Origin of the sequence: Bacillus sp. GbtcB14 (assembly GCF_019091205.1) — a bacterium.
In the GTDB taxonomy this organism is placed as follows: Bacteria; Bacillota; Bacilli; order Bacillales; family Bacillaceae_G; genus Bacillus_A; species Bacillus_A cereus_AG.
This window is the reverse complement of sequence record NZ_JAGXJT010000010.1, coordinates 79,939-92,863: the sequence shown is the minus strand read 5'-3', so window position 1 is coordinate 92,863 and position 12,925 is coordinate 79,939. Positions and strand designations below refer to the sequence as shown.

The window sequence follows — 12,925 nt, the reverse complement described above, 5'->3', positions numbered from 1 at the left end:
AAATTTTCTGATAATAAAAATATACACGAAAGCGGTTACAATTTCTATATAAAATTAAAACTTTTCTGATAAAATAATATAAAAAATCGATTTATCGCGAGATTAAGATTCTAATTAGAGGAAAATAAGGATAAACAAGGGAAAACCCTTACATATATTGTAAGGGTTAACGAAGTTCTAATCTTCTCGATAAAATTGATAAACTATAATTTACGATAAAGTACATACAAGCTACTACTATAAACGTTGGGATCATATAATTTACATTCTGCCCGCTAATAATTTGAGCATTATGCATAAGCTCTGGTAATGATATAACAACTGCAAGCGCTGTATCTTTCAGCAATGAAATAAACTGGCTGACAAGCGGCGGGACCATTCTTCTTAATGCTTGTGGTAAAATAATATGCCAAAGTGCTTGAACATACGTTAATCCTGAAGATCTTGCAGCCTCAATCTGTCCTTTTTCAATAGATAATAGACCACTTCGAACAATTTCAGATATCATTGCTGCTTCAAATATTGTTAAAGCAACAATTGTAGCTGTTATAATTTCTAATTTCAATCCTGCTTCTGGCAGTGCAAAATATGTGAAAAATATAATTAAAAGTAGTGGTAAATTTCGAATCATTTCAACGATAATTCCTAAGACTTGTGAGACAACAGGTATTTTCATGTAGCGCAATATCCCTATTACACTACCAATAATAAAGCTAAGCACAATTGCTACGAGCGCTACCTCTAATGTTATAAGCAATCCTTTTAATAAAAACAGAATATGATCTCCTGTAATTGCTCCCTTAAAATCCATTTACACCGCCTCCTTTGCTAAGCGTTTTTCTAAATAACGCACTAGCATACTGAGCGGAATTGTTAATATTAAATAAAACATCCCGACAAATATATAGACATCAAACGTAACAAACGTTTTCGTTGAAATTAAATCTCCTTGATACATCAAATCCGTACCAGCGATAATTCCGAGTATGGAAGAATTTTTTACTAAATTGAGAAATTGATTTCCTAAAGGAGGGATTACGATTTTCATCGCTTGAGGTAAAACGACATGGTACATTGCTTGCGTATAAGTCAATCCTGAGGAACGTGCTGCTTCCATTTGACCTTTTGCTACGGATAAAATACCGGCGCGAATGACTTCTGCAATAAACGATGCAGTATATACAGTAAGCGTAACTGTCCCTGCTACAAAACCATTTAAAGTGATTCCTATTACAGGTAAAGCAAAATAGAATATAAATGCAATTAATACGAGTGGAATATTTCTGACAAACTCTACAAAAGTGGCTCCCAACCAATTTAAAATGCGGATCGGTGCAATACGCATTATCGCCAATACTACACCTAAAATAAAACTGCCTATTAATGCGATTACACTAGACATAACTGTATACTTAAAGCCTTCTACATACATATCAATGTTATTCGTTAATATAGAAAAATCAGGCACATATTCTCCCCTCTTTCTTTACAAGAAGAGGATGAGCATCCCTCATCCTCTCACTCTTACTATTCACTAGAAATAAAGACTCACTAATTAAAGTTTCACTTTACTTCTCTTGTTTTTGCCCAATCCATTTCTCATACAATTTGTCGTACTCCCCACTCGCCTTCATATCTTTTAGCAAGCTATTAATCTCTTTCGTTAAATCACCTGCACCTTTTTGCACTGCAATTCCGTACGGTTCATCCGTAAAAATTTTCCCTACAACTTCATAATTAGAATCTTGTTTTGCCATTCCGTAAAGAATTGCATTATCTGTCGTTAAAACATCGCCTTTCCCTGCTTTTAACGCCGTAAACGCCTCACTGTAATTTTCAAATTCTAATACGGTCGCTTCCGGTGACTTTTGACGAATATTATTTGTAGACGTTGAACCTTTTACAGCTAACACTTTTACACCCTTTTTCACATCATCAATACCTTTAATATCAACTCCCTTTTTCACAAGTAACGATTGCCCTGCTTTAAAATATACATCTGAAAAATCCACTTCTTTTTTACGTTCTTCCGTAATTGTCATTGTTGCGATAATTGCATCGATATCACCGTTTTTCAGTAATGGAATACGCGTTTTAGACGTTACTTCTTTTAATTCTAGTTTCTTTTCATCTCCAAGAATTTTTTTCGCAAGCGCCTTTGCGATATCAACATCAAATCCTTCTACCTGCCCTGTTGAAGGGTTTTTCAATCCAAATAAGTTCGTATCATTCTTCACCCCAACTACTAATTTCCCGCGCTTTTTAATTTGCTCCACGGCCCCACCTTGCTTCGTATTCGTTTCTTTCGCCTCATCTTTTTTACTTCCGCATCCAGCAACGACAAGCACGAATAAACATGAGAATACAATTAAGGTAAACAACTTTTTCATTTTAAGCATGAAATTCCTCCTTTAATGGTTTAACACTCTTCTTAAAAATAGACGCGCTCTTTCTTGTTCAGGACTTACAAAGAATTGCGCTGGTGTTGTATCCTCAATGATCTTGCCATCATCCATAAATAAAATCCGATCTGCTACTTCTCGAGCAAATCCCATTTCATGCGTGACAACGACCATCGTCATCCCTTCTTTAGCTAGCGTTTTCATAACATCAAGTACTTCACCAATCATCTCTGGATCAAGAGCAGATGTAGGCTCATCGAATAGCATAATTTCCGGCTGCATTGCGAGCCCTCTAGCAATTGCTACCCTTTGCTGTTGTCCTCCGGATAATTGATGCGGGTATACACTAGCCTTCTCCGGGATTCCTACTTTCTCTAAATAAAACATCGCTGTTTTCTCAGCTTCTTCTTTTGAAACTTTGTTTACTTTAATCGGTGCTAGTGTAATATTTTGAAGAACCGTTTTATGTGGATATAAATAAAAATGTTGAAAGACCATTCCGATATTTCGACGTAATTCATTCATATCTGTTTTTACATTGTGTACCTCCGTATTTTGTACCATTAACTCTCCGTCTGTAATTGTCTCTAGCTGATTTATACACCGAAGCAACGTGCTTTTTCCTGATCCAGACGGCCCAACAACTACTACCACTTCACCTTTTTTCACTTGTACATTAATATCTTTTAAAACTTGAAAGTTACCATAATATTTATTTACATTACGAAACTCTATCAACATACTCCCCCCTTCCCCTAATAAAGCATGTACATTCTTTTTATATTCAAAAATAGTCCCAAAAATAACTTCTCACTTCATTTTTGTCCACAAAAAAAGCAAAGGGATTTCCCTTTGCTCCTTCATTTCTATTCTATTAAGATACTTCTTCCTTCTTATCTTTTCCGTATTCATGCTCCCAGAAATCAGCATTTTTAATGCCTAATGGCCCTGGATCAAATACTGGATCTTTTCCTTCTTTTTTCTGCTTTTCATAATCCTTTAATGCAACTAATGCAGGCTTTTGTAATAGTAAAATCGCAATGATATTTACCCATGCCATAATTCCTACACCGATGTCACCTAAAGCCCACGCCGTTGCTGCTGTTTTTATACAGCCGTAGAATACAGCTCCTAAAAATACAAATTTTAGTATCATAGACAGCCAAGGACGGTCTTTATCACGATTTAAGTACGCGATATTCGTTTCTGCAATGTAGTAATACGCCATAATTGTTGTAAATGCAAAGAATAGTAACGAGATTGCAACGAAACCGTTTCCAAATCCAGGGAAAACAGATTCTACCGCTGCCTGTGTATATCCCGGTCCTGGTTGAGCACCATTTAATTTATTTACGATAAAGTTTTTTCCGCTTGCATCAAATACGTTATACATGCCTGTAATAATCATCATAAATGCTGTTGCTGAACAAACAAATAATGTATCAATGTAAACGGAAAATGCTTGTACTAAACCTTGTTTAGCTGGATGTGATACTTCCGCAGCTGCTGCTGCATGTGGTCCAGTTCCTTGCCCTGCTTCATTGGAATAAATACCACGTTTTACTCCCCAAGAAATTGCTAAACCGATAATACCACCGAAAGCCGCCTCTAATGCAAAAGCACTTCTTATAATTAACATAAATGCTTCTGGCAATTTTTCAATATTCATAGCAACAATAACGCAAGCTACTAAAATATAACCAACTGCCATAAATGGTACGACAACTTGCGCCACATTAACGATTCGCTTTACTCCACCGAAGATGATAATAGCTAATACAACAACTAATAAAGCCCCTGATACGGTAGTGTTAATTCCAAAAGCTGTTTCTAAACTTACGGCAATACTATTTGCTTGCACACCTGGCAATAAGAGCCCTGTTGCAATAATTGTCGCTGCAACGAATACTAATGCATACCATTTCACACCTAAACCTTTTTCAATGTAATAAGCAGGCCCACCACGAAACTGTCCTTGATGTTTCGTCTTATATATTTGCGCGAGTGTTGATTCTACATAAGCTGATCCTGCTCCTAAAAAGGCTACTGCCCACATCCAAAATACAGCTCCTGGTCCACCGAATGCAACCGCTGTTGCTACCCCAGCGATATTCCCTGTCCCAACGCGTCCTGATAACGAAAGCGCTAACGCTTGGAACGAAGAAACACCAGCCTCTGATTTTTCTCCTTTAAATGTCAGCTTCACCATTTCTCCTACATGCCTTACTTGTAAAAACCTCGTTCGAATGGAAAAATATAACCCTACTCCTAGACATAAATAAACAAGTGCTGGACTCCAAACAATATTATTTATCCAATTTACGATAGCTTCCAATATTCCCCCTCCTTCTTTATAAAGAATTTTCAGAATATATAAAAATTATAAATGTATACCGAATCTATGACAATATTATTTTAATAAAACAAACATATTTTTGTATAAAAAAACAAAGTATATATTTATTTTATATACTTTGTTTTGAACAAAATGTATTATATATTCACAATCGCTTCTTTGCTTATAATTCTTTCATATAATTCTTCAGATAATTCCCGGAAGTTATCTGGCATATCTTTCCCCTTAAACTTCTTTTGGAGTGTGCCATATAAACCTATATCGCGTAAGCGTAAAAATAGCGGTAACGATTCATACCAACTATCCGCCAGCTTGTGTTCATATTCGTATCCTTTTCTTAGCACTTGTAACTGTTTACGAGCGAATATCGTCTTCTCCTCCGCTGTCCATGGTGTAAATAGAACAGAGTAATAGAGAACCATCGCTAAATCATGTATAAAGTAATTATAAGCCGCATCATCAAAATCAAAGATTGTTAGCTCTTTTCCATCATAATGAAAATTACCTGGATGAATGTCACCGTGCATAAGGCCAAACGTTTCTCTTTCAATTGGAAGAGCCTTTATTTCATCCATTAATACCGCTGCAATCTTTTTCACTTGATCATCTTCTAATTCATTAACAATTCCACTTTCGTCTTCTTCCCACGTATCACGATAATTTGTTTTAGGATAGTTCATTGTTAGGCGGTGCAGTTGTCCAATTGCTTTTCCCCATGCTTCAAAGTAAGCATCTCCCCAATAAGACGATTCTTCTCCTTTTACTTGCTCACCTTTTGCATATGTAAATAAGGATGCGAAAAAGAAAGTTCCATCCTCTGCTCCGATTTCTTCTACAAGATTTTGAGAAGTTGAATAAAGAGGTCCTGCTACCTTTGCTCCTTTCTCCGCAACATATCGTAAAAAATCTAGTTCAGCCTCTACTTCTTTTTTGGAACGATGAGAAGAGTGAGTTAAACGTAATACGTACTCTTCACTATTATCACCCCTCGCCTTAAAAATATAATTTTCAAAGTCTCCAAGTGGCTTTTCTTCCACTGTTACATGAAACAAACTCGCTGCTGTTTTTAAAATCTCTTTTGTAAAAACACGTTCTACAGCTATTTCCATCTATATCCCTCCTATATATCTTCTTAATTCGACACAAATGTGAGAAGTACTGCTATGAAATTGAATAGTGCGTAGAAGATGACGTAACTTTCAAGCTTATTTTTTCAAATAATCCAAGCATAATTTTCTCACAAAAAGCAAAAATTAACAGAAATAATTTCAACGTAAAGGAGATGGAAAGTATGTCCGAACAGAAAAGTTCACAACATGATAATAACAAAAAGCATATGTTTCCATCACTTCCGGAGAACATTAATTACCTTAAAAATAAACTTTTCCATTCTGATGATATAAAAAAATTAGATCTCCCTTTTCAAAACGGAAAAGGAACGATCTTATATATCGAATCTTTATCAGATCCAAATTTAATTCATCAATTAGCTCTTGAGCCATTATTAACAAGGTCTGATTTATCTTTAGAGAAAGCTTTTTCTACGTTAAATATGAAAAAAGAAACGAATTTAACTTATGGGGTACAACTTTTATTACAAGGCAAATCCTTATATTTTCATGAACATGTCGACAGTTTTTGTATTTTCGAAACAGCTTTATCTTTAAAGAGAGATATAACAGAACCTGATAATGAAGGTATTGTACGTGGACCCCATACTGGTTTTGTAGAAGATTTAGCAACCAATTTAGCTTCTATTCGTAAACTCATAAAAAGTCCAAATGTCGTCGTTAAATATTTCACACTTGGTGAAGAAATGCATACAAAAGTGGCAATTGCTTATATGCAAAATATAGCGAATGAAGATCTCGTTGCAGAAGTAAAAAGAAGGTTAGAAATGATTAAGACAGATGCACTTATGCCTCCAGGATACATACAAGAATTTATAGAAGATACGTCTTTCTCACCCTTTCCGCAGCAATTAAATACAGAGCGTCCAGATAGAGTCGCAGCAAATTTAATGGAAGGACGAGTTGCTATTTTATCTGACGGAGATCCAACAGCGCTCATCGTACCTGTTACGTTATTCGCTTTCTATCAATCACCAGATGATTATAATAACCGCTGGATTGTCGGTTCTTTCATCCGAATGATTCGCTTAGTAAGTTTTTTAATTGCCTTTCTCTTGCCCGCTTTATATATTGCAACTGTCGCTTTTCATCCTGACGTGTTGCCGCTCGAACTTGTGTATACCATTAAAGCTTCATTAGAGAAAGTACCGCTTCCTCCTATTTTTGAAGCTCTCTTAATGGAGTTAATTTTCGAATTATTACGGGAAGCTGGTATTCGTCTGCCGAGCCGCGTTGGACAAACGATCGGTATTGTAGGTGGTTTAGTAATTGGTGATGCGATTGTAAAAGCCGGCCTCGTTTCTTACACAATGATTATCGTTGTAGCTTTAACTGCAATCTCATCTTTTCTCGTTCCATCAAACGATATGAGCTCAGCAGTTCGAATTCTTCGTTTTCCATTAATGATTCTTGCTGCCATATTCGGATATGTAGGAATATCATTTGGTCTAATTATAACTTTCGTTCACTTATGTCAGCTTCATTCTTTTCATACACCATATCTTTCTCCTCTTGCACCAATGCGGATAAAGGATATGAAAGATTCTTTCGTAAGACTTCCAATTTGGTCATTTTGGGAACGACCACATGATCCAAAGCCAAAAGAAATGCAACGACAACATGTAACGAGAGAGGATGAGGACGGTGACAAACACGCAAAGTAAAATCTCGCTAGTTCAATTTACCTTTTTCGTTATGCAATGCCAAATTGGAGTAGGCATCCTTTCTCTACCAAACCGCCTTCACCCAATCGCTAAAGGTGGGGGCTGGATTTCTGCACTCATCGCTGGATTGGCAATTCAACTTATCATTTTGCTTATGTGGCTTTTCTTAAAACGATTTCCTGATGCTGATATGTATGAAAGTGTTTGTATCCTATTTGGTAATAAACTTGGAAAACTATTAGGTTTTCTTTATGTTTTTTATTTTACTCTTATCGGTATGACAGTTATGTTAAACGCTTGTAATGTTATTAAAGTTTGGATATTACAGGCAACTCCTTGGTCTGCCATTCTCATCCTATTTACAATAGCTTGTTGTTATGTAGCCTATAATACATTTAAAGTCATCGTACGATTTTATGTCATGGCCTCCATTCTCATTTTACCTATGGCACTTTTAATTGCCCTAGGGCTTTCCCGGGCTGATTTTTCTTATATTTTCCCCATTACAGAGGCTGGATGGTGGAATATTATTCAAGCATCGAAAGAAACAATTACAGCCATGTATGGTTTTGAAATTATTCTTATCGCTTTTCCAAAAGTAAACGGGAGTTCTGTGGCAAAACTAAAGGCCATTTCTATCGCTAATGGACTTGTAACTCTTTTTTATACTTTTACTGTTTGGATTTGTTTTATCGTATTCAGTCCAAAACAAATTGAACTTATTCCAGAACCAGTTGCTTATTTATTACGCTCCTTGCATATAGGGATTATAGATCGAACTGATTTACTATTCATCCCAATATGGATGATAACAGTTGTCGCTTCTATTGCTAGTTATTATTGTGCTGCTTCAATCGGAATTGGACATATCTTCAATTTTGCTAATCATAAAAAAGCCGTCCCTATTGTTGGACTTCTTTCTTTTATAGTCGCCGTATTTATAGATACACCCGAAGAATTAAAAGTAATTGCAACTTTCACTGATAAGTTCACCTATATTTTCATAGTTGTCCTCCCTCTTTTATTTCTACTTTATTCAGTAATAAGAAATAAGAAAGGAGAGCAGTATGTTCAAAAAAAGAGTTAAATTACTTTTTGTATTATGTACTAGCTCATTCCTTTCTGGCTGTTGGGATCAAGAACCATTAAGAGAAGCGAGATTAGCTTATAGCATTGGATATGATATTACGGAAGAGAATAAACTTCAGCAAACGATTGAACTTGTAAAAAGTTCTAGCGGAGAACAGTCCTCATTCGAGAATGAAGTACATTCAGCAACCGGATATAACATAAGAGATACAAGTGATGCACTGAAAAAAAATGTAACTGGTAATATTCGTTATTTCAAATATGGCGTTCAATTATTAGGAACAAAAATCCAGAAAAAAGGTATATTACCCTATTTAGATGTCAGCTTTCGAGACCCAACAAATCCAACTGCTTTAGTAAAACTTATTTCAGTAGAAGGTGACACATCCGAAGTACTTGAAAAAAAGAAAGTAGGCAACTTACTTATTGGAGATTTCCTAAAGAAAAAAGTGAAAAGCTTAGAGGATATGAGCGTTTTTACAAAAGAAACTTTAGAAACAGCCGCCACTAAAATGTTAGACCCTGGTAAAGATTTCACCCTACCTTCTATAAAAATAAAAGAAAAAGAAGTTATTACAGACGGGTTAGCGTTATTTAATAAGGACAAATTAACTGGACATTTACCACTGAAACAATCTGTTTTATTCGTATTATTAACCGGAAAGATGGGAACAAGTGCCCGTATAACCCAAAAACTTACTAGCGAGGAATCAGCGAAGACATCTGATTATTTAACGATGGAAATTAGCAATCGAAAGTTAAAACGAGACTTAAAAATAACAACAGATAAAAAAGGAAATGTTTATGCTCACATTAAGCTTCAATTAAAAGTTATAGCGCTTGAAGCTCCAAGAGATAATCTTTATAAAATGGGTGAAAGAAAAAAGCTCAATAAAGAATTATCGAAACAGCTTACAAAGGAGGCAAAGCAGATAACCAAAAAGCTACAAAAAGCAAATTGTGATGCTTTCGGTATCGGCAGGCATCTTATCGCCTATCACCCTGAGTTATGGAAGAAAAAAAATTGGAATAAAGATTATGCAAAAGTAAAATTTAAACCTGAAGTCGAAGTAAGCATTTTGTATAGTGGTGTCTTAAAATAAAAGGTTGTATGCCACGCGGGCATACAACCTTTTTATTTCGTATATCGATACACAACTGATTCATATGGTCTTAAGTTAAGTTTTGTAATATCCTTGCTTGAATCTTTATAATTCGACAATAGTATTTCTTGTTTCATTCCATCTAATTGAACATGAACTGGTACAGAATACGTTATGTCTTTTCCATAAAAGTTATTAATAACAAGTAACACTTCACTCTCTGTAGTACGAGTATATGCCCAAATCTTAGGATCATTTTTATCTAAAATAGCATATTCTCCTTCTGTAAGAACATCATATGTTTTTCTAAGTTCTATTAACTTTTTATAATGATAAAATACAGACTCTTTATCTTCTAATGCTTTTTCTACATTAATTTCTTTATAATTATCAGCAACTGAAATCCAAGGTGTACTTGTTGTAAAACCACTGTTCACCTTTTCATTCCACTGCATCGGAGTACGAGAGTTGTCACGAGATTTTTGTTTTAAAATCCCGATAATCTCTTCTTTTGATAATCCTTCTTCTCGCTTTATATCGTGTATATTTAACGATTCCACATCGCGATATTGCTCGATGGACTCGAATTTAGGATTCGTCATACCGATTTCTTCGCCTTGATAAATATAAGGTGTTCCTTGCAACATATGCATAGCTGTCGCTAACATTTTCGCAGATTCATTTCGGTACTTTCTATCATCACCGAAGCGTGACACAATACGAGGCTGGTCATGATTACACCAGAATAGAGCATTCCATCCTCCGCCCTTTTGCATTTCAATTTGCCAATTAGACATAATCTCTTTTAATTTAATAAAATCAAAATCAGCCTTCGTCCACTTATCTCCATTCGGATAATCTACTTTTAAATGATGAAAACTAAACGTCATACTTAATTCATTGCGCTCAGGGTTTGAATATTTAATACAATTATCAATTGTCGTAGATGACATTTCTCCAACTGTAATTACATCTTTCCCTTCAAAAACATTTCGGTTCATCTCTTGTAAATATTCATGAACACGCGGGCCATCTGTATAATATTTACGGCCATCGCTTGTCGCCGTACTTCCGTCATCATTTAAGAACTGTTGATCTTTTGAAATTAAATTAATAACATCTAATCGGAATCCAGTTACCCCTTTATCAAGCCAAAAACGCATCATATCATATACTTCTTCACGAAGTTTTTCATTTTCCCAATTTAAATCAGCTTGTGTCTCATCAAATAGATGTAAAAAATATTGCTCTGTCTTCTCATCATATTTCCAAGCAGACCCGCCAAACTTAGATTGCCAATTATTTTTTTCATCACGCCAAATATAGTAATTGCGATACGGGCTATTTTTATCTTCCTTCGCTTCTCTAAACCACTTATGCTCCGTCGAACTATGATTTACAACGATATCAAGCATAATTTCGATGTTACGTGCTTTTGCCTCTTCTAAAAGTTCTTCAAACTCTTCCATCGTTCCGTAAGATGGATCAATACTGTAGTAATCACTTACATCATATCCATTATCATTTTGTGGTGATTGGTATATCGGTGTTAACCAAATATAATCTACTCCGAGTTCTTTTAAATAATCTAGTTTCTCTGTAACCCCTTTTATATCACCGGTTTCTTTATCGTAATAGCTATTAAAGCTCTTCGGATAAATTTGATAAACTACACTTTTATGCCAATCCTTCATGTCTAACTTCCTCCTACTTCTGTTTTACTCGTTTTGCAAATAACCACGTTAACGTAAATGGGATTACAACTGCGATAATCATTCCGACAATAAACATTGGAATCGATTTCGGAATGATAGAAATAAATGCCGGTAATCCGCCAATTCCGATAGCAGGTGCTAATACACCATTTAACGTAATAAATATAGCTGCAATAGCCGATCCTATAATTGCTGCATAGAACGGGAATTTATTTCGTAAGTTTACACCAAACATAGCTGGCTCTGTAATACCGAAATATGCTGAGATTGCTGATGTAGATGCCATACTTTTATCATTTTGATTTTTAGAAATCCAGAACATCGCAAGTGCCGCACTACCTTGCGCAATGTTAGAAAGAGCAATCATTGGCCAAATGAATGTACCACCGTGTTGTGCAATTAATTGTAAGTCGATAGCAATAAACATATGATGCATACCTGTAATTACAAGCGGTGCATATAATGCTCCAAACAATACTGCTCCAACTACTGGTACTGTTTCATATACACCTACTAATCCAGCTGTTAATAAATCTCCAATATGACGTGTAACTGGACCAATAATTCCTAATGCTAATACACCTGTTACGACAATCGTTGTAATTGGTACAACTAATAATTGAATTGCATTTGGTACATGTTTCTTTAAGAAGATTTCCACTTTACTTAGTACGAATGCTGCTACTAAAACTGGTAGAATTTGACCTTGATACCCTACCTTTTCAATTTGAAATAATCCTAAAATATCGAAGTACTCAATCTTTTGTCCATCTAAACCAGTTGCTGCTTTACCATAATCCCACGCGTTTAATAAGGCTGGATGCACAAGCATTAATCCCATAACGATCCCTAATATCGGACTACCACCAAAACGCTTCGTTGCTGACCAACCGACAAGTGCTGGTAAGAATACGAATGCTGTATTCGCCATCATATTAATTAAATCCCAAAGCCCACTTAAGTTTGGATATACATCTAATAAATTTTTACCTTCAAAAAATAAGTCCTTCGCCCCTAATAGATTGTTAATTCCCATTAGTAAACCAGCTGTTACAATCGCTGGTAATATCGGCATAAATACATCTGAAAATACTTTTACAAACTTTTGAGCTGGATTTAACTTTTGGTTTCCAGAGTCTTTCACGTCAGCTACTGTCGCTTCTTTCATACCTGCAAGCGTTATCAATTCGGCATATACTCGATCAACATCTCCTGGACCGATTACAATTTGAAATATCCCAGCGTTATGAAACGCTCCTTTCACTAATGCAATAGACTGTAATTTATCATTATCTATTTTACTTTCATCCTTTAAAGCGATACGGAGCCTCGTTACACAGTGCGCAGCTTGTTCGATATTATCTTTCCCACCAATATACTGCAACACTTCCTCTGCTGTTTTACGATAGTCTTTCCCCATATTCCCGTCCCTCTTTTCTTTTTTTGATACCGTTTACACTTACATA

The 12,925-nt window shown here is 35.5% G+C and carries 11 protein-coding genes; 3 read left to right on the top strand and 8 right to left on the bottom strand.

The genetic code is table 11. From position 1 onward, the window contains the following. Nucleotides 1-166: 166 nt before the first annotated feature. The 6 genes from KVT31_RS23795 to KVT31_RS23770 form a co-directional block, all read right to left on the bottom strand. Nucleotides 167-811 (bottom strand): amino acid ABC transporter permease, encoded by a 645-nt coding sequence (locus KVT31_RS23795; protein ID WP_088095140.1) that lies wholly within the window; start codon nucleotides 809-811, stop codon nucleotides 167-169. Next, nucleotides 812-1,468 (bottom strand): amino acid ABC transporter permease, encoded by a 657-nt coding sequence (locus KVT31_RS23790; RefSeq protein WP_088095139.1) that lies wholly within the window; start codon nucleotides 1,466-1,468, stop codon nucleotides 812-814. A gap of 100 nt (nucleotides 1,469-1,568) precedes the next feature. Continuing rightward, nucleotides 1,569-2,399 carry a glutamine ABC transporter substrate-binding protein GlnH gene (gene glnH, locus KVT31_RS23785; RefSeq protein WP_088095138.1) on the bottom strand — a complete coding sequence of 277 codons (831 nt, stop codon included), beginning with the start codon at nucleotides 2,397-2,399 and terminating at the stop codon, nucleotides 1,569-1,571. A gap of 12 nt (nucleotides 2,400-2,411) precedes the next feature. Continuing rightward, complete coding sequence (locus KVT31_RS23780) at nucleotides 2,412-3,143, bottom strand: amino acid ABC transporter ATP-binding protein (RefSeq protein WP_088095137.1); 732 nt, start codon at nucleotides 3,141-3,143, stop codon at nucleotides 2,412-2,414. Between the two features lie 133 nt (nucleotides 3,144-3,276). Continuing rightward, nucleotides 3,277-4,737: an alanine/glycine:cation symporter family protein gene (locus tag KVT31_RS23775; protein ID WP_088095136.1), complete on the bottom strand. Its 1,461-nt coding sequence runs from the start codon at nucleotides 4,735-4,737 to the stop codon at nucleotides 3,277-3,279. A gap of 158 nt (nucleotides 4,738-4,895) precedes the next feature. Then, a complete protein-coding gene (locus tag KVT31_RS23770) occupies nucleotides 4,896-5,867 on the bottom strand; it encodes a phosphotransferase enzyme family protein (protein ID WP_088095135.1) in 972 nt (323 codons plus the stop codon). Nucleotides 5,868-6,049: 182 nt separating this feature from the next. Between KVT31_RS23770 and gerKA the strand changes: the two genes are divergently transcribed. The 3 genes from gerKA to KVT31_RS23755 are packed head-to-tail and all read left to right on the top strand — an operon-like array spanning nucleotide 6,050 to nucleotide 9,744. Further along, nucleotides 6,050-7,552, top strand: coding sequence for a spore germination protein GerKA (gene gerKA / locus KVT31_RS23765; protein WP_088095134.1), 1,503 nt, complete (start codon nucleotides 6,050-6,052; stop codon nucleotides 7,550-7,552). Continuing rightward, a complete protein-coding gene (locus tag KVT31_RS23760; RefSeq protein WP_217613654.1) occupies nucleotides 7,533-8,639 on the top strand; it encodes a GerAB/ArcD/ProY family transporter in 1,107 nt (368 codons plus the stop codon). The genes gerKA and KVT31_RS23760 overlap by 20 nt, the downstream gene beginning before the upstream one ends. Then, the gene (locus tag KVT31_RS23755) at nucleotides 8,620-9,744 is read left to right on the top strand and encodes a Ger(x)C family spore germination protein (RefSeq protein ID WP_088095133.1); all 1,125 of its coding nucleotides are present in this window, start codon (nucleotides 8,620-8,622) and stop codon (nucleotides 9,742-9,744) included. Before KVT31_RS23760 ends, KVT31_RS23755 begins: the two co-directional genes overlap by 20 nt. A gap of 32 nt (nucleotides 9,745-9,776) precedes the next feature. Here the strand turns inward: KVT31_RS23755 and treC are convergent, their stop codons facing one another. Continuing rightward, entirely contained in the window at nucleotides 9,777-11,438 is a 1,662-nt protein-coding gene (treC, locus tag KVT31_RS23750) for an alpha,alpha-phosphotrehalase (RefSeq protein ID WP_088095132.1), read from the bottom strand. Nucleotides 11,439-11,451: 13 nt separating this feature from the next. After that, the gene (gene treP / locus KVT31_RS23745; RefSeq protein WP_088095131.1) at nucleotides 11,452-12,879 is read right to left on the bottom strand and encodes a PTS system trehalose-specific EIIBC component; all 1,428 of its coding nucleotides are present in this window, start codon (nucleotides 12,877-12,879) and stop codon (nucleotides 11,452-11,454) included. Nucleotides 12,880-12,925 lie beyond the last annotated feature (46 nt).

Bases quoted from the DNA above. Each gene is read 5' to 3' on its own strand.
- KVT31_RS23795 (WP_088095140.1), bottom strand. From the start codon at position 811: ATGGATTTTAAGGGAGCAATTACAGGAGATCATATTCTGTTTTTATTA.
- glnH (WP_088095138.1), bottom strand. From the start codon at position 2,399: ATGCTTAAAATGAAAAAGTTGTTTACCTTAATTGTATTCTCATGTTTA.
- KVT31_RS23780 (WP_088095137.1), bottom strand. From the start codon at position 3,143: ATGTTGATAGAGTTTCGTAATGTAAATAAATATTATGGTAACTTTCAA.
- KVT31_RS23770 (WP_088095135.1), bottom strand. From the start codon at position 5,867: ATGGAAATAGCTGTAGAACGTGTTTTTACAAAAGAGATTTTAAAAACA.
- gerKA (WP_088095134.1), top strand. From the start codon at position 6,050: ATGTCCGAACAGAAAAGTTCACAACATGATAATAACAAAAAGCATATG.
- KVT31_RS23755 (WP_088095133.1), top strand. From the start codon at position 8,620: ATGTTCAAAAAAAGAGTTAAATTACTTTTTGTATTATGTACTAGCTCA.
- treC (WP_088095132.1), bottom strand. From the start codon at position 11,438: ATGAAGGATTGGCATAAAAGTGTAGTTTATCAAATTTATCCGAAGAGC.
- treP (WP_088095131.1), bottom strand. From the start codon at position 12,879: ATGGGGAAAGACTATCGTAAAACAGCAGAGGAAGTGTTGCAGTATATT.